This window comes from Devosia geojensis, assembly GCF_000969415.1.
Taxonomy (GTDB): domain Bacteria; phylum Pseudomonadota; class Alphaproteobacteria; order Rhizobiales; family Devosiaceae; genus Devosia; species Devosia geojensis.
This window is the reverse complement of record NZ_JZEX01000185.1, coordinates 38,549-58,259: the sequence shown is the minus strand read 5'-3', so window position 1 is coordinate 58,259 and position 19,711 is coordinate 38,549. Positions and strand designations below refer to the sequence as shown.

The window sequence follows — 19,711 nt, the reverse complement described above, 5'->3', positions numbered from 1 at the left end:
AAGCATGAACGACAATCGCAACGTCATCCTCGCCATTGTGCTCAGCATGATCGTGCTGTTCGGCTGGCAGTTCTTCATCGCCGGCCCGCAGCTCGAGCGCTCGATGCAGGAAGCCGAGCTCGCCCAGCAGCAGCAGAGCGAGCTCGACGCGGGGCTCGCTACGCCCTCGCAGACGGCCGAGGGGCAGCCCGCGACGGCGCCGGCGACCGGCACCCAGACCTTCGCCGACCGGGCGAGCGCGATTGCCGCAACGCAGCGCCTCACCATCGATACCGGCGATCTTGCCGGCTCGATCAACCTGACCGGTGCGCGGCTCGACGACCTGGAACTGAAGTCCTACCGCGAGACGGTCGAACCCGATTCTCCGATCATCACCCTGCTCTCGCCCTCGGGCGCGCCCGGCGGCTACTATGTCGAGCAGGGCTTCGTTCCGGCGAGCGGCGCCAACATCGCTGTGCCCAATGGCGACACGGTCTGGACGCTCGAGGGCGAGGCGACCAACCTGACGGCGGGGGCGCCCGTCACCCTCGTCTGGGACAACGGGCAGGGGCTCGTCTTCCGCCGCACCTTCGCGCTCGATGAGCATTATCTCTTCACCGTCACCCAGACCGTCGAGAACCAGACCGGCGGGGACGTCGCGCTCTTCCCCTACGCGCGCGTGGTGCGCCAGGGCACGCCGCACGTGCAGAACTTCTTCATCCAGCATGAAGGCCTGCTCGGCGTCCTCGGCTCGAACAACTGGGTCGCGCGCAAGTACCAGGACATCCGCAACGACCGGCAGGTCGATTTCTCCAACACCTCCGGGTGGCTCGGCATCACCGACAAGTACTGGGCGACCGCCGTGCTGCCGACGCCCGCGGCCGCCATCAACGCCCGCTTCTCCTACGCCAACGCGCAGGGCGTCGACGTCTACCAGACGAGCTTCGTCGAGACGCAGCCGCTCATGGTTCCGGCCGGCGGCACCGCCACCAGCGAGAGCTATGTCTTCGCCGGCGCCAAGGAGGAGGCGGTCATCGCCTCCTACGAGCAGCAATACGGCTTCGACCGGCTCGAGCTTCTCATCGACTGGGGCTGGTTCTTCTTCATCACCCGCCCGCTGCACTGGCTGCTGACCGCGCTCCACGGGGTGCTTGGCAATTTCGGCCTCGCTATCCTGGCGGTGACGGTCCTCATCAAGGCGATCTTCTTTCCGCTCGCCAACCGCTCCTATGCCTCCATGGCCGCCATGCGGCGTGTCGCCCCGGAGATGAAATCCATCCAGGAGCGGTTCAAGGACGACCGGGCCGCCCAGCAGCAGGCGATGATGGAGCTCTATAAGAAAGAGAAGATCAATCCGCTCTCGGGCTGCTGGCCGATCCTCATCCAGATTCCGGTGTTCTTTGCGCTCTACACCGTCATCTTCATCAGCCTCGAGATGCGGCACGCGCCGTTCTTCGGCTGGATCCGCGACCTCGCCGCGCCCGATCCGACCAACATCTTCACCCTCTTCGGACTGATTCCCTGGGATCCGACGCTCGTTCCCATCTTCGGGGCATTCCTGCACCTGGGCGTGTGGCCGATCATCATGGGCATCACCATGTGGGTGCAGATGAAGCTCAACCCGCCGCCGACCGACCCGACGCAGGCGATGATCTTCGGGCTGATGCCGATCATCTTCACCTTCATGCTCGGCACGTTCCCGGCCGGCCTCGTCATCTACTGGGCCTGGAACAACTTCCTGTCGATCGTCCAGCAATGGTACATCATGAAGCGGCACGGGGTGGAGGTCGACCTTTTCGGCAACATCCTGGCCAGCTTCCGCCGCAAGCCCAAGGAAGTCGAGCCGCCAAAGGCTTGAGGAAGGGTGTGTCGGTAGCCCTCATGGGTGACGCGCTCGGCGCAGCCGAGCCTCGAACCGCGAGGGCCGTGCCGCCGGTGCCACGGCCTCGTCCGTCGAGGCTCGCTTCGCCCGCACCTCAGGATGAGGCCTACTGGGAAATCGAGCCATGAGTGAGCCGACCTACAGCCCCGAGACCCTGGAAGCCGGCCGGCTGCTGTTTGCGCGCCCGTTCGTCTTCGTCAAAGGGTGCGTCGCGATATCCGACCTGCCGCCGGCCGACCGGGTGGAGATCGCCTTTGCCGGGCGCTCCAACGTCGGCAAATCGTCGCTGATCAACGCACTCTGCGGCACATCCGGGCTGGCGCGCACCTCCAACACGCCGGGGCGCACGCAGGAACTCAACATCTTCGAGAGCCAGTCGGCGCCGCTCCGCATCGTTGATATGCCCGGCTACGGCTTCGCCCAGGCCCCCGAGGACAAGGTGAAGGCATGGACGCGGCTGATCCACAAATACCTGACCGGCCGCCCGACCCTGCGGCGCGTCTACGTGCTCGTCGATGCGCGCCACGGCATCAAGGCCAACGACCAGTCGGTGATGAACGAGCTCGACCGGGCGGCCGTCAGCTACCAGGTGGTGTTGACCAAGGCCGACAAGCCTTCGGCCGGAGAGCTGCAGAAGGTCGTGGCGGCGACACAGGCCGGCATCGCCAAGCGCCCGGCCGCGCACCCGACCGCAATGCTGACCTCGAGCGAAAAGGGCTCGGGGATCGCGGAGCTGCGCGCCGAGATCGCAATGCTGCTCGAGGGCTAGGAAGCTGTTGATTCCAGCAGAAGCACGAGCCCAAGGCTCCCCTCCCCCTTGAGGGAGGGGTCGGGGGTCCATCGGCGGATCACTGAACCACCCCCACCCTCATTCCCTCCCCTCAAGTGGGAGGGAGGCGCAGGAACCGCCGATTCCAATCACGCCTGAAACGTCTAACCTCTGAAGAACCGCCCGATATAGCCGGCGACAGCCTGGCTGTCGGAGGGCGTCGCGACCGAGGCGACGGCCGCGTCGACGACGTCGTCAGGCGCCTTGCCGCGGCGCAGTTCGGCAAGGGCGACGGTGTAGTCGTCAAGGAACTCGGGATGCGGCTGGAAGCTCAGCGCCGCGCCGTTCTTGTAGGCGAGCCCGGCATTGGGGGTGAAGTCGGAGGAAAGGATCACCTCGGCCTCGCCGGGCGGCACGATCACCTGGTCCTGGTGCGAGCAGGCGACGGCGAGCGCTGCGGGAGCGGCCCGCATGAAGGCCGGGCGGTCCTTGACGGAATAGGTGTGGCGCCCGAGCCCCCAGCCCTTCTCGGATTTCCGCACGTCCCCGCCCAGCGCATCGGCCATGATCTGGTGGCCGAAGCAGACGCCCAGCATTGGGGTCCTCGCCCCGTAAGCCGAGCGGATGAAGGCGCGCAGCGGCTTCAGCCACGCATGGTCCTCATAGACACCCGCCGCCGAGCCGGTGATGACGATGCCCTCGAGCGTCTCGGCCTGCGGGAACGGCTCGCCCTCGGCGATCTTCACCGTCCGGTAGGAAAAGCCGTTGCCGGTCGCATCGAACATGCGCTCGAACATCGTTGCGTAGGGGCCGTACTTGCCGCGCAGCGGTTCGGGCACGTCGCCGGTCTGGATGATTGTCAGTTTCATGGGGGACTGCAGAAAAAACCTGTCCCCTCGCATATCGGTATTCGGCCTCGCCTTTCAACGGCAAACCTTGGAAGGGCCGCCATGCGCGTCCGGCGCGCCGCTTACGCCGCCGGCTCCGGCACGAACTTCAACGAGACGCCGTTGATGCAGTAGCGCAGGCCCGTGGGCGCGGGGCCGTCTTCGAAGACGTGTCCCTGGTGCCCGCCGCAGCGGGCGCAATGCACTTCGGTACGCACCATGAAGAGCGAAGTATCCTCGGAGGTGCCGATAGCGCCGGGCAGGTGGTCATAGAAGCTCGGCCAGCCGGTGCCGCTGTCGTACTTCGTCTGCGAGGCAAAGAGCGGCAGGTCGCACCCGGCGCAGGCGAACGTGCCGGCGCGCTTCTCGTCGTTGAGCGGCGAGGTGAAGGGGCGCTCCGTTCCTTCGTGGCGCAGCACATCATAGGCCTCGGGCGATAGCCGCGCCTGCCACTCGGCATCGGTCAGAGTGAACTCGAAGCTGCCTTCGGCGGCCGCGGCGGGTGGCGACATCGGGCGCATGGCGGCGGCAATCGCGGCAAGGCCGGCAGCGGCGCTGCCGCCCAAAAGCAGGAACCTTCGCGAAATGGTCATGGTGTCCTCCCGGGCTTTGCGCCCACGCGCCGACTCTAGCGCGCAGGCGACGGGGCGGCATCTCAATCCTGGGTGAAAAGGGGGGACGGAGCGCATGGCACCCCGCCCCCAATGCCGGTCAATCGGCTCATCACATGGCGGTGGCCCTGGGGGTCAGCACCGCGTCGATGACGTGGATGACACCGTTCGACTGGCGCACGTCCGCGATGGTGACGTTGGCGGTCGCGCCGTTCTCGTCGGTCACCGTCACCATGCCGTCAGCGGCCTTGAGGGTGAGCATGCAGCCGCCGACCGTTTCGACCACGTGCTCGCCCCCGTCGTCCTCGACCATGGATGCGATGTCGGTGGACAGGGCGAGCGTCGGGATGACGTGGCAGCCGAGAACCGTCTGCAGCATCGCCTTGTTCTCGGGCTTGAGGAGCGTTTCGACCGTGCCGGCGGGAAGCGCCTCGAACGCGGCGTTGACCGGAGCGAGCACGGTGAACGGGCCCTCGCCCGAGAGCGTGTCGACGAGGTCGGCGGCCTGGACGGCGGCAACGAGGGTCGTGTGGTCGGCCGAGTTGACGGCGTTCTCGACGATGGTCTTGTCGGCGAACATCGCCGCGCCGCCGACCATGGGATTATCCTGGGCGAAGGCTGCGCCCGCGAGGACGAGGACGGTCGAGAGGGCGAGCGCGTGGAGCATGGCTTTCATGAGACTGGTTCCTTCCTTGGTGTCGTGCCGCCCGCAATCGGGGGACGCGCCTAGCTACGGAACCTCGCGCAGAAAGTTTCAGCTTTCAGAATTCACGTCAGATGGGGGTTGCGACGCCGCGCGCCATAAGCGGCCCCGTCGGCTGGCCGGTCGGCGAACCGCCCTCGGGCTCGAGCGTGATGGCGAGCACCGAGCCCTCGCCCCACTCGGCGCTCGCGGCGGGGGGCATGCGGACCATGTTGTGGCTGCCCGCCTCGACGATGCCGAGCGAGACGGGCTGGCCGTCCTCCTCGATCGCCCAGAGCTCGAAATCCTCGTCGGTCCCCGGCGTGCCGGAAAGGCCGGTCAAGCGCAGCATGCCATCCTCCGGGTCGTAGAGCGCCAGGAACCGCACGTCGCTGCCTTCCTCCTCGAGGGCGGCAACGAGCGCGACAGCGAGCTCGGTGGGCGTGCTTGGCGTCATGCGGGTGAGGCTGATGCCGGCCGCGACGACCGCGACGGCCAGCGCCCCCGCGGCGAGCCCGCGCCAGAGCGGCAGGCTGTTCCACAGGGTCGGCCAGAAGCCCGCCGGACGATCCTCGCCGAAGAGGCGTGCCTCGACGCCCGAGCCGACATGGGCGGGCGGCGTCTCTTCGGCAAACTCATTGTCGAGGGCGGAAAAACGGGCGCGCCAGAACGCCTCCTCGCGCTGCAGGCGCGGATCGTCCTCGATCGCACGGCGCACCCGCTCGTTGGTCGGCGTGTCGAGAAGGCCGAGCACGTACTCGGCCACCAGCGTCCTGCCGCCCGGTTCCTCGCCGATGTCCTCGTCGCTCGTCATCGCGTCAGGCACTCTCTCAGTCTCAAAAGGCTGCGCCGCAGCCAGGTGCGCATGGTATTCAACGGCACGCCGTGCCGGTTGGCCAGTTCTTCGTAGCTGAAGCCGTCGAGATAGGCGCCGCGCACGGCTTCCGCCCGCGCGGCGTCGAGCTCGGCAAGGCACGCCTCGATCCGGGCGCGCTCACCGCCGGCCAGCGCGCTGGCCTCCGGATCGGGCGCGGCGTCGGGGATCTCGAGGGCGACGTCGATGTCGTCGGCGACCGGCCGGCGGGCGCGCAGGATATCGAGACAATGGTTGCGCGCCACGGCCACCAGCCAGCTGATCGGGCTCGTCGTGCCCGGCACATAGCGGTCGGCGCGGCGCCACACCTTGACGTAGATCTCCTGCAGCGCCTCTTCGGCTTCCGCCCGGTTCTTGAGGATACGCAGCGTCACGCCAAAGAGTTTCGCGCTCGTGCGCTCGTAGAGCACGCGGAAAGCCGCGCGTTCGCCGAGCGCGATGCGCCCGATGAGATCGGCGATATCCCCGCTCGGCGTCTCCACTCGTCCTCCCGGCGTATGGCAAGAGTGAGCCTATAGATCGCGCCGGCCCGCGCAAGCCGGCCGACGGGGGATGGGCGAGATTTTATCGTTCCTGCCGATTTCGCTTCGCGCAAGAATCCATTAGATCGTCTCAACGACCTGCCCGCTCCGGAGGGACTGCACCGTCATGACCGACAAGCCTGCCGCCACCGCCGACCGGTTCTCCCACGACGCGGGCATCCTCGCCCAGGCGCTGCCCTACATGCAGCGCTACGAGGGCAAGACCGTCGTCGTCAAATATGGCGGCCACGCCATGGGCGATCCCTCGCTCGGCCAGGCCTTCGCCCGCGACATCGCGCTATTGAAGCAGTCCAAGGTCAACCCGATCGTCGTGCATGGCGGCGGCCCGCAGATCGGCAGGATGCTCGACAGCATGGGCATCGAGAGCAAGTTCGAAGGGGGCCTGCGCGTCACCGACCAGCGCACCGTCGAGATCGTCGAAATGGTGCTGGCCGGTTCGATCAACAAGGAGATCGTCGCGCTCATCAACGCCGAGGGCGAATGGGCGATCGGGCTTTGCGGCAAGGACGGCAACATGGTCTTCGCCAAGAAGGCCGAGAAGAAGTACAAGGACCCGACCTCCAATATCGAGCGGGTGCTCGACCTCGGGTTCGTCGGCGAGCCGGTCGAGGTCGACCGCACGCTCCTCGACCTGCTCGCCCGCTCGGAGATGATCCCGGTCATCGCCCCCGTTGCGCCGGGCCGGGACGGGGCGACCTACAACATCAATGCCGACACCTTCGCGGGCGCCATCGCCGGCTCGCTCGGTGCCAAGCGCCTCCTGTTCCTCACCGACGTGCCCGGCGTCCTCGACAAGAACGGCAAGCTCATCCCCGAGCTTTCGGTGCGCGACGCCAGGGACCTCATCGCCGACGGCACCATCTCGGGCGGCATGATCCCCAAGGTCGAGACCTGCTTCGAGGCGCTCGACGCGGGCGTCGAAGGCGTCGTCATCCTCAACGGCAAGATGCCGCACGTGGTGCTGGTCGAGCTCTTCACCGAACACGGCGCCGGCACGCTGATCGTGCGCTAGAGCCGTTCACCGTTTCCCTGAAACGCCGAACGTCCCTCTAACTCTTTGTTTTGCGCGTTACCGAACCGGAAAAGTGGCTGGATACGCTTTAGTCGTTGAGCCAGGTCGTCTCGACACTCCAGAAGATGGCGTCGACCCCGAGATAGTCGGTGGCGAATGCGATGAACTCCTCGCGCGTGAACGGCTTGCCGGTTTCCTCGTTGGTGTAGGTCAGGGTCGGCTCCTGCACGGCCATGCCGACGAAGGAGAGCTCTCCCTTGTACTGGTTGAAGAACGGATAGGCGTTCTTCATCTGCCCGCGCCGCCATGGCACGATATCGGGGCCACCGAGACCGATCCCCCGCTCTTGGGCGAGCGCGAAGAGGCGGCCCATGTAGTTGTGGTCGTTGGCCCATTCGCAGGGCCAGAAATTGACGTACTGGACGACATGCGCCTCTTCGAACGCTTCGCGCGCGAAGGCGAGGTTTTCGAGCTCGGCTTCGAAATAGGCCTCGCACGTGAAGCCCGTACCCTCGGCCTCCATGTCGATGTCGATGGCGGTTTCGGGCAGGTTGAGCCCGAAGATGCGCCCATCGAAGCGCTCGGCGAGGGCTGCAAGCAGGGCCTGGTAGCGCTGGCGCAGCGGCGCGTTCCACTGCATGGCGGCCCAGCCATAGCCGACTGCATCGGTCTCGCCCGGCTTGTCGACCTGCGGCACGAGGCCCCCGCCATACTGCGGATCGGTCAGGAGATACTCGGGAATGTTGCGCGCCTGGCGAGAAAAGAACCGGTCCTGCACCTGGATGAAGAGCTTCTTGCCCAGCCGCTCGGCGAGGGCGAGGTCCGCCTCGATGGCCGAGAAGTCGTAGCTGCCCTCGCCCGGCTCCAGCATCCGCCAGTTGTAGACGACCTGCGCGCCGGCGATGTCCGGGCGCGCGAGGATCGCCTCGTGCGAGGGCAGCTCGCCTGCGCTGGTGTAGAGGAAGTGGTGGGGATCCCCGGCGAGGGCCGGGGCGGCCGCCGGTACCGTCAGGACCATCGCGGCGAGGAAGATCGCAAGCTTCATGGAAAATGCCTTTCGTCGATGCCGCGCACATGGATGGGCACGACTGCGACGCCGGTGTGGCATTTGATGCAAATTGCATCGATTGGTTAGCCGATTGCTAGCGTTGCGGCCGGACTTGCCACATATGTGTCGCGCTGGCCTGATAGCGGCCGGGGCAGGATTCGAGACTGGAGGCACTCATGCGCATGATCGGCATCGGCACGACCCTCGCGGCGTTCCTCGTGGCGGCGCCGGCCGCGGCGGTGGAGCCGGAGGCGTTTCTCGAACGGGTGCAGGCGGCCTATGGCCTGATGGGCTACGATTTCACCTTCGGGCCGGCGCGCGCGGAAGGCGATGCAATCGTCGTCGACGGCATGAGCGCTTCCATCGTGCAGGCCGAAGGGATGCTGGGGCCCGTCGACCTCGACGTCGAACTGCGCTTTACCGGCGTCAGCGAAACCGAGGACGGGACCTATAGGGCCGAAGCCCTGACCATCGACCGGCTGGTGTTCGAGGCGGATGCGGGTGCCCAGCCCCTCGCCGTGACGGTCGAGGGCCTGCGCATGACCGATTTCTATCTGCCGCCGCAGGTCGGCGCCGAAGTCACCGTGATGCTGTTCTCCGACCTCGAGACGGGCCCGCTGAGCTTTACCCATGACGGGGTGGAGGTGCTGTCCGTCGCCGCGATCAGGGCGGACTCGACGTTCAACCCGCCGCCGGGGGAGGGCGAGCTCGTCGACGTCACCTCGCATCTCCTCTTCGAGGGCATGACCATCCGCACCGGCCCGGGCAAGTCGGACGCCAAGGCCGGCTACGCGATCTTGGGCGCCTCGGACGTCACCGGCGCCGTCGAGGCGACGATCGACTGGTCGATGGAGAACGGGCGCGTTTCCCTCGCGCCCTTGCGCATCGCCTTCGACGGGCAGGGGGCGCTCGAGCTGGCCTTCGCCTTCGACGGCATGACGCCCGAAGTCCTGCAGATGATCTACGAGACCGACCGGCAGATGGCCGAGTTCGCAAGCAAGGGCAAGTCGCAGAGCGCCGCCGAGCTGCAGATGCGGGTCGGGTTCGAGCTTCTCGAGAAGCTGCATCTCGTTTCGGCGCATGTGCGTTATGACGATGCGGGGCTCGCGCCCCGGTTCTTCGCCTATGCCGCCCAGCACGAGGGCCAGGAGCCAAATGCCTATGTCGAGGGCCTTATCGAGCGTATCGAGTTGAATCTCGCCAATGCGCGGGCGCCCGCGCTGGCGCAGAGCATCGTCGGGCAGGTGCGTCGGTTCCTCGCCGATCCGCAAAGCCTCGAGGTCGCCGTCGCGCCCGCCTCGCCGCTCAAGCTCATCACCGCCGTTTCGGCGGCGGTCAACCCGGCAGGACTTGCCAACATGCTCAAGCTCTCGGTCACCGCGGAGGGAGAGGATGGGGATGATAATAACGAATCCGGCACCTAGATGAAGCGTTCACCGATTTCTGCCAGAATGGCAAAATGAACGACCTGTCTCCAACTGCTGCCGCGTCTCTCGCCCGCTCGTTCGGCCATGTCGTCGACTGGGTGTTCGACCTCGACAACACGCTCTACCCGCGCACCTGCAACCTCTTCGCCCAGATCGACCTCAACATGACGCACTACGTCATGGAGTTGACCGCGCTGAGCTTCGAGGACGCGCGCGTGCTGCAGAAAGCCTACTACCGGGACTACGGCACGACTCTCAACGGCCTGATGACCTGCCACAAGATCGACCCGGATCATTTCCTGTCGACGGTGCACGCCATCGACTATTCCTCGGTCGACCCGCACCCGGAGCTGATCGCCGCGATCGCCGCTCTGCCCGGCCGCAAGTTCATCCTGACCAATGGCGATCTCGGCCACGCCCGCGCCGTGCTGGCGCGGATCGGGGGCGACCATCTCTTCGAGCACGTCTTCGACATCCGCGACATGGAGTTCGTGCCCAAGCCCCACCGGCGGGCCTATGACGGGTTCCTCACCCGCCACGGCATCGATCCGGGCAAGGCCGCCATGTTCGACGATCTGGAAAAGAACCTGCTCGTACCCCACGAGGTCGGGATGGTCACGGTGCAGGTGACGGCGGGCGAGGACTTCGTCCACGAGCAGGTCGACGCCTGGGAACTCGGCCGCGCCAGCGGGCCGCACGTCCATCACGTGACCGAGAACCTGGCGGGATTCCTCAGGGCATTGCCGTAAGGCGCCTACATGCTGTTGAGATGCAAGATATTGCCGTCCGGGTCCTTGAACCAGACGAGCTTGGCCTCGCCCGCCATGTGGACGTCGCCGTCGCGCTGCATCCATTCGTCGTCCGGATAGTGCTCGAAGGTCACGCCTTTGGCCTTCAGGTCGGCAACGATCGCGTCGATGTCCTCGCCCACGCCCCACACGACCGCATTGGCGCGGTTGGTGCCGGCAAAGCGAGAGGGGTAGACGATGAGCTCGCTGTCGCCCGTGCGGAAGGACATGACACCGCCCATGCCCTCGCCATTGAGCTCGAGGCCGAGAATGTTCTGGTAGAAATTGCGCGCCCGTTCGACGTCTGTGACGGCGACGATGGCCGAGGACGTCTTGGTGTTGAGCATGGCGAACCTCCCTTGCTGCCCTGCCGCTCACAACGCGGCACGGCGGGCAAGGTTCAGTTCGCCAGGCTCGGGTTTTACGCGTCAGGCCGCGTTGAGCGCGCTCACTTCCGGCGGCAGGCGGCGCGCGAAGCGCAGGTCCGCCTGGTAGAGGGCGCGGATGTCCGCGCCGTCGAGCAGCTTGCCGTCGGCGCGCAGCATCGCCCCGCGCAGGCTGACCGGCGCCGCCTGCTCCATGGCAAAGCGGATCGCCGAGAAGGCGTGGCGGAAATGCCGGTGGCCCTGGGCCCGGGCGGTGATGTGGTCGCTGCCGAGATAGAGGTCGGCAGGGGTCGTCAGATCGATAGTCTTCTTCATGTTGTCGTCTTCTTCATTGGGCGCGCAAGGGCGCCCGATGCAGCCCGCCCGGCCGGGGTCGCGGGTTCCGATACGGAACGGCCGGCGACACGCCAGGGCGGCAGGCTTGCAAAATTACGGAATGGTCCGGCCTCTGAAAGGCCATGGTGACCAACTGAAGCGGCGTCATCTGCCTCGCAATGATCGTGGCTCCGCTTGCCGGAGCAAATCACCATCAGGGTAGGGAGGGTTCGTGACAGCCGCGCAACGGAGGGAGCAAACACCCTCGACGTCGCTGTGATCTATCTGGTGTTCGATTGCGTTGATTTCAAGGCGCGGGTTCGGCGATCCCGGCTGCGCGAGGGCTTGGCGGGACGCGGGCGTCTGTCTAACATCGCCGATGTGCGATGCTTCGCACGCGACGAGCGCACGCCGCCCTGGCCCGCGCCTCGCCCCCAAACCACCGGATGCATGGGACCCGCCGGCTCCTTCAACGCATCCGCCCAATCGCAGCGCCGCGGCACCCGCCCCGCAGCCGCCGGAGGCAGCCGCTTCCGGTCCGCACGTCACGCCGCGCAAGGCAAAAGGAACGACAGATGGAATACCGTCGCCTCGGAAAATCGGGCCTCAAGGTCAGCGAATTCTCGCTCGGCTCCTGGGTCACCTTCGGCAAACAGGTCGATGAGAAGGACGCCATGGACATCATGGCGCTGGCCTATGACGAGGGCATCAATTTCTTCGACAACGCCGAAGGCTACGAGGCAGGCGTTTCGGAAGCGCTGATGGGCGAGGCCTTAAAGAAGCTCGCCTGGGGGCGCGACACCTATTCGGTCTCCTCCAAGGTCTTCTGGGGCGGTCAAAAGCCGACGCAGAAGGGCCTGTCGCGCAAGCACGTGACCGACGCCTGCCACGCGGCCCTGAAGCGCCTGCAGGTCGACTACCTCGACCTCTATTTCTGCCACCGGCCGGACGTCGACACCCCGATCGAGGAGACGGTCTGGGCGATGCACAACCTCGTCACGCAGGGCAAGGTCCTCTACTGGGGCACCTCCGAATGGAACGCGCAGCAGCTGACCGAAGCCTATGCGGTCGCCCGTTCTCTGGGCATCAGCCCGCCGGTGATGGAGCAGCCGCAATACAACCTCTTCGTGCGCCAGAAAGTCGAGGCGGACTACCTGCCGCTCTACGACCTCATGGGGCTCGGCACCACCATCTGGTCGCCGCTGGCCTCGGGCATCCTCACCGGCAAGTACAATGACGGCATCCCCGCCGACAGCCGCCTCAACCTGCCCGGCTACGAGTGGCTGAAGCAGCGCTGGGAGAGCGAGGAGGGCAAGCAGCAGCTGGAAAAGATCAAGCAGCTCGCCGGCCTCGGCAAGGAGATCGGCCTGCCGATCCACCACCTGGCGCTGCTCTGGTGCCTCGCCAACCCGCACGTCTCGACCGTCATCCTCGGCGCCTCGAAGAAGAGCCAGCTCGAGGACAACCTCTCGGCGCTGAAGGCCAAGGAGAAGCTGACGCCGGACGTGCTGGCGCGGATCGACGAGATCGTCGCGAACAAGCCCGAGGGTCCGCAGCGGTTCTGATTGGTCTTGCACCCATCAGCGGGAGTGGGGACATCAGTGCCCCCTCCCTGAAGGGGGAGGGATGCGGATCGTGCTCGTGGCACCGTTCATCCACACCCACCGGCTGTCATCCCGGCGGAAGCCGGGACCCAGTACGCACCAGGCAAGCGGCGTGCGCACTGGTAGTACAACGAGCAATATGACAATGGTGAGAGGGATGGGCCGGTGACCAAGGGCGCTGGTCATGCCTGGCGTGACGAAGTTTCCGCCTCGCTGTAGTTTGGCCCGATGACCCCGCCCGATCCTTCCCTCCGCAGCCCCGACTCTCCCGCTCCCCTCGCCGAGCGGCTGAAGACGCTGCGGCACCTCGGGCGGCTCTTTGCGCAGATCTGGCGGACCAGCAAGTTCCTCACTCTCGCCAGCATCGGGCTGCGGCTCGTGCGCGCCCTGCAGCCGGTCGCCATGCTCTACGTCGGCAAGCTCATCATAGACGAGGTGGTGCGCCTGACCGGTGGCGCGGTGCCGGCGGGCGACTTCCGGACATGGTGGGAAAGCGGGGCGCTCACCTATGTGGCGACGCTCCTCGCCATCGAGTTCGCCCTCGTCGTCGTTTCCGATTACCTGACCCGCGCCGTCTCGCTCGTCGACCAGATCCTTGGCGAGCTGCACTCCAACACGGTCAGCATCGAACTGATGCAGCACGCGGCGGCGCTTGATCTCATCCATTTCGAATCGGCCGACTACCAGGACCGGCTGGAGCGCGCGCGACGGCAGGCGGGCAGCCGCTCGACGGTGCTTTCCCAGCTCTTCGGGCAGGCGCAGGACATCATCACCGTTGCAACCCTCGCCATCGGCCTCTTCGTCTACGCGCCGTGGCTGATCCTGCTGCTTTTCCTGTCGCTCATCCCCGCGGTCTGGGGCGAGCAGCGGTTCAACACCATGGGCTACTACATGAGCCGGGGCCGCACGCCCGAGCGGCGCCAGCTCGAATACCTGCGCCGGATCGGGGCGACGCCGGAGACGGCCAAGGAGGTCAAGCTCTTTGACCTCGGCGATTTCCTCGTCGAGCGGTTCCGCAGCCTTGCCACCACCATCTTCCTCGACAACCGCAAGCTCGCCATCGACCGGGCGGTATGGGGCGGGCTGCTGGCCGCCATCTCGACGCTGACCTATTACGGCGCTTACGCCTATATCGTCTGGCGCACGATCGCCGGCGATTTCACCATCGGCGACCTCACCTTCCTGTCGGGCTCGTTCCTGCGGTTGAACGGGCTCTTCCAGAAGATCCTCCTCGGCTTCACCCAGGTCGCCGGGCAGACGCTCTATCTCGACGACCTTTTCTCGTTCTTCGAGATCAAGCCGACCATCGTGCAGCCGATAAACCCGAAGCCCTTCCCGGAGCCCATCCGGCAGGGCATCCGCTTCGAGAACGTCGGCTTCCGCTATCCCGAAGCCGAGACCTGGGCGATCCGCAACCTGTCGTTCGAGATCCACGCCGGCGAGACCATGGCGCTGGTGGGCGAGAACGGGGCGGGCAAGTCCACCATCGTCAAGCTGATGACCCGGCTCTACGATCCGGACGAGGGGCGGATCAGCATCGACGGGATCGATTTGAAGGACATCGACATCGCGGACCTGCGCCGGCACGTCGGCGTCATCTTCCAGGATTTCATCCGCTATTCGTTCACGGCGGCCGAGAACATCGCCGTCGGCAGCCTCGATGAGGCGCCGAGCCGCGAGCGGATCGAAGAGGCCGCCGAGAGGAGCCTTGCCGCCGACGTGATCGAGAAGCTTCCGCTCAAATACGACCAGCCGCTGGGGCGCCTCTTCAACAAGGGGCGGGATCTTTCCGGGGGCGAATGGCAGAAGATCGCCATCGCGCGCGCCTATATGCGCGACGCGCAGATGATGATCCTCGACGAGCCGACCGCCGCGCTCGACGCCAAGGCGGAGGCCGAGGTGTTCGCCCGCTTCATCGGCCTTGCGCAAGGCAAGACGACGCTCCTCATCTCGCACCGTTTCTCGACGGTGCGGATGGCCGACCGCATCCTGGTGCTCGAGGGCGGGCGCATCATCGAGGACGGCAGCCATGCCGAGCTCGTCGCCAAGGGCGGCGTCTATGCAGACCTCTTCGAGCTGCAGGCGGCGGGATACAGGTAGGGTTGCCGTCTTGCGGTCTGTTGCGGAGCTTCCTGCCCACCGGGTCATCCGCGCGAAAGCGGGGACCTCCGTTGCGATACCGGGTGAAGGGAACAGAGTTTCCCGCTTTCGCGGGAATGACCCGGTGGGCAGGTGGAGGGGTGCCGAGCCTGTGGAAGGCTTGTCGTGGATTTATTCGGCCATTGGAACCTAACCAGCCCCTCGCGAATTATCAGCCAGCAGTCTCCGGGACCTCCAAAGGCTGCGGGCGACCCAAGGTCTGAGCCCCCAAACCTGCCTTGGGTCGCTCCCCCCTAGAGTCGTCCACCGTTTCCTTGAAACGCTGAACGACCTCTAACTCTTTGTTTTATCGCGTTTCCGAACCGGAAAAGTGGTGTCCACTTTTCCTGGAAACGCTCTATTGCGGGAGCGGGAAGCGCTCCACCTCCTCCAGCAGTTCCAGCATGCCCCTGACCTGGCTCTCGGCGAGGAGCCGACCCTTTTCGGCGGTCGCCAGCGAGGCGTTGCCGGCGGCGCCCGCCGGGTTCACGTCGGAGGCGACCCAGGCGTAGGCGTGGTTGGAGCCGGTGGGCCGCAAATATTTGTACTCGGCCTCGTCGCGCGCATGGACGGCGACGAAATCGACGGCGCGCTCCATCTCGACGAGGTCGGGGCGGAAGTGCAGCATCAGCGAGGTTTCCGCGTCCCCGCCATGGATGCCGTGGCGCCGCTCGGTGTCGGAGAGCAATCCCTCCGGCTGCGGGAAGCGCCAGCCGGAGCGCACCACCAGCATGCCGGCGCGCACCCGCAATTCGCGCGCGACGATGCTCATCACGTCCTCGTTGCCGCCATGCGAATTGACGATGACGAGCTTCTTGAGCCCCGCGCGCGCCACCTCCAACCCGATCTGCGTCCAGGCGTCGATGAGGTTGGTGGCGACGTGGCTGATGGTGCCCCGCGCCCAGATGTGCTCGTTGGATTTTCCCACCGCCTGCACCGGCAGAATGCGTACGTCCATCGCCTCGGGGATGCGGGGGACGAGCATCTCCAGCATTCCCTGGTTGATGTAGGTGTCGACCCCGACCGGCAGGTGCGGCCCGTGCTGCTCGACTGCGGCGATCGGCAGGATGGCGATGGCCTTCATCGGATCGATCCTGTCGAACTCGCGCGCGGCGAACTCCATCCACCAGATCTTGCGGGTCATGGTCGCACCTCTCAATGTTCGGAATTTGGGCTCGATATCAAGTCCACCACCGATGTCATTCCGGCGAAAGCCGGAACCCAGTACACGCTGAAGATTGCGTCCGCCCCCGACGGTTCGACCTTCTCAGCAAACCCGTAACTGCGTTGTTTACTGGGCCCCGGCTTTCGCCGGGGTGACAGGCGGAGGAAATCACGTCCCGGCCGCCACCGCCTCGATCTCCACCACGAATTCCGGCCGGGCGAAGCCCGAGACGATCATCAGCGTCGAGGCGGGATAAGGCTGCGCAAACAGTGCGTTGCGGACGGCCATGTAGTCGGGCAGGTGCTCGCGCCCGGTCACGTAGGCGTTGATGCGCACGACGTCGGCCAGCGTCATTCCCGCCTCGGCGAGGATCGCGGCGATATTGGCAAAACAAAGCCGCGTCTGCCCGGCGCAATCGGGCGGGATCGTACCGTCCGCGCCTATGCCGAGCTGGCCCGAGCAGAAGACGATCCGCTGCCCCTCGGGCACGACCATGCCGTGGCTGTAGGGCGCGAAGGGCGGGTGGATCGAGGCGGGAACGAGCGGCTGGGCCATGGCGTCCATGGTGAGGCGGGAAATCCGGAGCGGGGATGCTAGCGGCGGGTAAAGCGCTTGCCTAGCCCATTTTCGCATTTTTGCACGCATGGCAGGCATTTTATGGCTGTGACGTATTTTTGATCTTCACAAGCGCGACGGATGGGGCAAAGAATTGTGCATGCCGTAAAGGCGCACAAGATTTGGACATGCGTGGAGCCCCTCCATGCCCCGGTTCGGAGAGATCGATCAATGAGAGACGTCATCAGACTTGCCGCATCGACGACGCTTGCCCTCGCCGCGCTTTCCGGCGCCGCCGGCGCCCAGGAGCTGGACGAGGTGACCTTCGCCACCAACTGGCTGGCCCAGGCCGAGCACGGCGGCTACTACCAGGCCATCGCCGACGGCACCTATGCCGAATACGGGCTCGACGTCACCATCCGCCCCGGCGGGCCGCAATCGCCCGGCCAGCAGCTGCTCGCCACCGGCCAGGTCGATTTCTACATGGGCGGCATGGGCACGATCAACAGCGTCAAGGAGGGCATCCCGACCATGGCGGTCGCGGCGATCTTCCAGAAGGACCCGCAGATCCTCATCGCCCACCCGGACTCGCCTTTCGAGACACTCGCCGACATGACGCAGGCGAGCAAGCTGATCCTCGGCCAGGCGACGTTCTTCGGCGGCTTCTACCTCTGGATGAAGGCCAACTATGACGGGTTCCGCGACGAGCAGTACGAGCCTTATACCTTCAACCCGGCCCCCTTCATCGCCGACCCGATGTCGGTGCAGCAGGGGTACCTCACCTCCGAGCCCTACGAGATCGAGCGCCAGACCGGCTGGGCGCCCAAGGTCTTCCTCCTCGCCGACTACGGCTATCAGCCCTATTCGACGACCATCGAGGCGCAGACCGCCATGGTCGAGGAGAACCCCGACCTAGTGCAGCGCTTCGTCGATGCCTCGATCATCGGCTGGTACAACTACCTCTACGGCGACAACACCGCGGCCAACGAGCTGATCAAGGCCGACAATCCCGAGATGACCGACGGCCAGCTCGCCTATTCGCTCGAGAAGATGAAGGAATACGAGATCCTGCTCTCGGGCGAAGCGATCGACCAGGGGATCGGCTGCATGATCGACGCGCGCTGGACGGGCTTTTACGACAGCATGGTGGAGGCGGGCATGTACGAGCCCGGCATCGACATCTCCAAGGCCTACACCACCCAGTTCGTCTGCAAGGGCGTCGGCACCGACCTCGCCGTCGCTGCGGCCGAATAGGTTTCGCGTACTCCGCTCTCTCGGCGCGGGCAATCCCGTCCGCGCCGTTCTCACCCTAACCCGGGTATGAAGAGAACAGTGGCCAAGCTTTCCGTCGTCCCCGCCTATTCCGCCCCATCGGCTGCCGAATACCGCCGGCCGGTTGTGGCGATGCAGAACGTCACCAAGGTCTTTTCCAACGGCACGCTGGCCCTGAAAGACATGTCGCTGGAGGTCAAGTCCGGCGAGTTCCTCTCTCTGCTCGGCCCCTCCGGCTGCGGCAAGTCGACGGCGCTGCGGATCATCGCCGGCCTCGGCGGTCCGTCCTCGGGCTCCATCGACTGGCCCTCCTCCAAGATCAACAGCAAGGGCCTGCCCGAGGGCGATGTCGGCTTCGTCTTCCAGGAGCCGACGCTGATGCCGTGGTCGACCGTCTTCGGCAATGTCTACCTGCCCTTGAAGCTGCGCGGCGTCTCCAAGTCCGCCGCGCGCGACAAGGTGATGGAGGTGCTCGCGAGCGTCGGCCTTGCCGATTTCGCCGATGCCTATCCGCGCGAGCTCTCCGGCGGCATGAAGATGCGCGTCTCGATCGCGCGGGCCATCGTCACGCGCCCGAAACTCCTCTTGATGGACGAGCCCTTCGCCGCCCTCGACGAGATCACCCGGCAAAAGCTCAACGACGACGTCCTAAAGCTCTGGGAGCAGTCCGGGCTGACGGTGATCTTCGTCACCCACTCGGTGTTCGAGGCCTCGTACCTCTCCAACCGCATCGTCGTCATGCGGGCCCGGCCGGGGCAGGTCTTCACCGATCTTGCCATCGAGCAGCCGGACATCCGCGACGGCGCCTACCGCACCTCGGAAGCCTACCGCGCCATCTGCCAGACCGTCTCGGACGCGCTGCAGGGCGCGATCCAGGCCGCAGCCAGCTGAGGACCGGACATGAGCGAAGCCACCGCCAATCCCACCGGCAATTCCGCAGACAAGGGCACCGACGCCGCCGTCGCGGTGCTGCGCCCGCGCGTCGCCGTCAGCGAGCGCATGCTGCGCATCCTCGTACCGGTGATCGCGCTCGCCACCGGCATCATGATCTGGCACTGGGCGGTCGTCGCCAACGAGGTGCCGCGCTACATCCTGCCGAGCCCGTTCGATGCCGTGACCGCGCTTATCACCGATTGGGGCACGCTCTGGCCGGCGCTGACGGTGACACTGCGCATCACCTTCATGGCCCTGTTCCTCGCGCTCGTCGGCGGAGTGGCGCTCGCCATCATCCTCGTGCAGTCGCGCTGGATCGAGTTGGCGCTCTATCCCTTCGCCGTCATCCTGCAGGTCACCCCGATGATCGCGGTCGCCCCGCTCCTCCTCATCTACTCGCCCGACACGCAGACGGCGCTGCTCATCTGCTCGTTCATCGTGGCGTTCTTCCCCATCCTCTCCAACATGACGCAGGGGCTCAAAAGCGTCGACCACAACCTCCTCAACCTCTTCGAGCTCTATGGCGCCAGGTCCTGGCAGACGCTCCTGTTCCTCAAGATTCCGGCCTCCATGCCCTATTTCATGGCGGGCCTGCGTATCGGCGGGGGGCTGGCGCTCATCGCCGCCGTCGTCGCCGAGTTCGCGGCGGGTTCGGCCGGGCAGGGCTCGGGGCTCGCCTTCCGCCTGCTCGAGAGCCAGTTCCGCCTCAACCTGCCACGGCTCTTTGCCGCCCTCATCCTCCTCTGCTGCACGGGCATCGCCATCTTCGCCTTGACCTCGTTCGTCTCCTGGCTGACGCTGCACCGCTGGCACGAGAGCGCGCTCAAGCGGGAGAACTGAG

20 protein-coding genes are annotated in these 19,711 nt (G+C 66.0%); 10 read left to right on the top strand and 10 right to left on the bottom strand.

Annotated elements, in window-relative coordinates:
* Positions 1 to 4 precede the first annotated feature (4 nt).
* Positions 5 to 1,837: a membrane protein insertase YidC gene (yidC, locus tag VE25_RS20215; RefSeq protein WP_046110478.1), complete on the top strand. Its 1,833-nt coding sequence runs from the start codon at positions 5 to 7 to the stop codon at positions 1,835 to 1,837.
* A gap of 148 nt (positions 1,838 to 1,985) precedes the next feature.
* Positions 1,986 to 2,630 carry a ribosome biogenesis GTP-binding protein YihA/YsxC gene (gene yihA / locus VE25_RS20210; protein ID WP_046110477.1) on the top strand — a complete coding sequence of 215 codons (645 nt, stop codon included), beginning with the start codon at positions 1,986 to 1,988 and terminating at the stop codon, positions 2,628 to 2,630.
* A gap of 164 nt (positions 2,631 to 2,794) precedes the next feature.
* On the opposite strand, the gene VE25_RS20205 is transcribed toward yihA, so the two are convergent.
* The 5 genes from VE25_RS20205 to VE25_RS20185 form a co-directional block, all read right to left on the bottom strand.
* The gene (locus tag VE25_RS20205) at positions 2,795 to 3,499 is read right to left on the bottom strand and encodes a type 1 glutamine amidotransferase (protein ID WP_046110476.1); all 705 of its coding nucleotides are present in this window, start codon (positions 3,497 to 3,499) and stop codon (positions 2,795 to 2,797) included.
* 101 nt (positions 3,500 to 3,600) lie between these two features.
* On the bottom strand, positions 3,601 to 4,104 hold the full coding sequence (msrB, locus tag VE25_RS20200) for a peptide-methionine (R)-S-oxide reductase MsrB (RefSeq protein WP_201776123.1): 504 nt from the start codon (positions 4,102 to 4,104) through the stop codon (positions 3,601 to 3,603).
* 136 nt (positions 4,105 to 4,240) lie between these two features.
* Positions 4,241 to 4,804 carry a fasciclin domain-containing protein gene (locus tag VE25_RS20195; protein WP_046110474.1) on the bottom strand — a complete coding sequence of 188 codons (564 nt, stop codon included), beginning with the start codon at positions 4,802 to 4,804 and terminating at the stop codon, positions 4,241 to 4,243.
* A 97-nt stretch (positions 4,805 to 4,901) separates the two neighbouring features.
* On the bottom strand, positions 4,902 to 5,624 hold the full coding sequence (locus tag VE25_RS20190; protein ID WP_046110473.1) for an anti-sigma factor: 723 nt from the start codon (positions 5,622 to 5,624) through the stop codon (positions 4,902 to 4,904).
* On the bottom strand, positions 5,621 to 6,166 hold the full coding sequence (locus VE25_RS20185) for a sigma-70 family RNA polymerase sigma factor (protein ID WP_046110472.1): 546 nt from the start codon (positions 6,164 to 6,166) through the stop codon (positions 5,621 to 5,623). Before VE25_RS20185 ends, VE25_RS20190 begins: the two co-directional genes overlap by 4 nt.
* 166 nt (positions 6,167 to 6,332) lie before the next feature.
* On the opposite strand from VE25_RS20185, the gene argB reads away from it, so the two are divergent.
* Complete coding sequence (gene argB, locus VE25_RS20180; RefSeq protein ID WP_046110471.1) at positions 6,333 to 7,238, top strand: acetylglutamate kinase; 906 nt, start codon at positions 6,333 to 6,335, stop codon at positions 7,236 to 7,238.
* Positions 7,239 to 7,326: 88 nt separating this feature from the next.
* Here the strand turns inward: argB and VE25_RS20175 are convergent, their stop codons facing one another.
* Positions 7,327 to 8,283, bottom strand: a complete 957-nt coding sequence (locus tag VE25_RS20175) for a hypothetical protein (RefSeq protein ID WP_046110470.1) — start codon at positions 8,281 to 8,283, stop codon at positions 7,327 to 7,329.
* Positions 8,284 to 8,462: 179 nt separating this feature from the next.
* Between VE25_RS20175 and VE25_RS20170 the strand changes: the two genes are divergently transcribed.
* Together VE25_RS20170 and VE25_RS20165 are read left to right on the top strand one after the other, a co-directional pair.
* On the top strand, positions 8,463 to 9,710 hold the full coding sequence (locus VE25_RS20170) for an aq_1923 C-terminal domain (protein ID WP_046110469.1): 1,248 nt from the start codon (positions 8,463 to 8,465) through the stop codon (positions 9,708 to 9,710).
* 35 nt (positions 9,711 to 9,745) lie between these two features.
* On the top strand, positions 9,746 to 10,462 hold the full coding sequence (locus VE25_RS20165; RefSeq protein WP_046110468.1) for a pyrimidine 5'-nucleotidase: 717 nt from the start codon (positions 9,746 to 9,748) through the stop codon (positions 10,460 to 10,462).
* Positions 10,463 to 10,467: 5 nt separating this feature from the next.
* Here VE25_RS20165 and VE25_RS20160 read toward each other — a convergent pair whose 3' ends face one another.
* Positions 10,468 to 10,848, bottom strand: coding sequence for a VOC family protein (locus tag VE25_RS20160; RefSeq protein WP_046110467.1), 381 nt, complete (start codon positions 10,846 to 10,848; stop codon positions 10,468 to 10,470).
* A gap of 81 nt (positions 10,849 to 10,929) precedes the next feature.
* Positions 10,930 to 11,202 carry a hypothetical protein gene (locus tag VE25_RS20155; protein ID WP_046110466.1) on the bottom strand — a complete coding sequence of 91 codons (273 nt, stop codon included), beginning with the start codon at positions 11,200 to 11,202 and terminating at the stop codon, positions 10,930 to 10,932.
* 575 nt (positions 11,203 to 11,777) lie between these two features.
* On the opposite strand from VE25_RS20155, the gene VE25_RS20150 reads away from it, so the two are divergent.
* Positions 11,778 to 12,767: a potassium channel beta subunit family protein gene (locus VE25_RS20150; RefSeq protein WP_046110465.1), complete on the top strand. Its 990-nt coding sequence runs from the start codon at positions 11,778 to 11,780 to the stop codon at positions 12,765 to 12,767.
* A 267-nt stretch (positions 12,768 to 13,034) separates the two neighbouring features.
* Positions 13,035 to 14,906: an ABC transporter ATP-binding protein gene (locus tag VE25_RS20145; protein WP_046110464.1), complete on the top strand. Its 1,872-nt coding sequence runs from the start codon at positions 13,035 to 13,037 to the stop codon at positions 14,904 to 14,906.
* 397 nt (positions 14,907 to 15,303) lie between these two features.
* Here the strand turns inward: VE25_RS20145 and VE25_RS20140 are convergent, their stop codons facing one another.
* Together VE25_RS20140 and VE25_RS20135 are read right to left on the bottom strand one after the other, a co-directional pair.
* Complete coding sequence (locus VE25_RS20140; protein ID WP_046110463.1) at positions 15,304 to 16,089, bottom strand: creatininase family protein; 786 nt, start codon at positions 16,087 to 16,089, stop codon at positions 15,304 to 15,306.
* A gap of 189 nt (positions 16,090 to 16,278) precedes the next feature.
* Positions 16,279 to 16,665: a RidA family protein gene (locus VE25_RS20135; protein WP_046110519.1), complete on the bottom strand. Its 387-nt coding sequence runs from the start codon at positions 16,663 to 16,665 to the stop codon at positions 16,279 to 16,281.
* Between the two features lie 231 nt (positions 16,666 to 16,896).
* On the opposite strand from VE25_RS20135, the gene VE25_RS20130 reads away from it, so the two are divergent.
* The 3 genes from VE25_RS20130 to VE25_RS20120 all read left to right on the top strand — a co-directional run bounded on the left by VE25_RS20130 (position 16,897) and on the right by VE25_RS20120 (position 19,710).
* Positions 16,897 to 17,919, top strand: a complete 1,023-nt coding sequence (locus VE25_RS20130; protein WP_046110462.1) for an ABC transporter substrate-binding protein — start codon at positions 16,897 to 16,899, stop codon at positions 17,917 to 17,919.
* A gap of 150 nt (positions 17,920 to 18,069) precedes the next feature.
* Complete coding sequence (locus tag VE25_RS20125) at positions 18,070 to 18,828, top strand: ABC transporter ATP-binding protein (protein ID WP_244466993.1); 759 nt, start codon at positions 18,070 to 18,072, stop codon at positions 18,826 to 18,828.
* A gap of 108 nt (positions 18,829 to 18,936) precedes the next feature.
* On the top strand, positions 18,937 to 19,710 hold the full coding sequence (locus tag VE25_RS20120; protein ID WP_439328920.1) for an ABC transporter permease: 774 nt from the start codon (positions 18,937 to 18,939) through the stop codon (positions 19,708 to 19,710).
* Position 19,711: the final 1 nt, after the last annotated feature.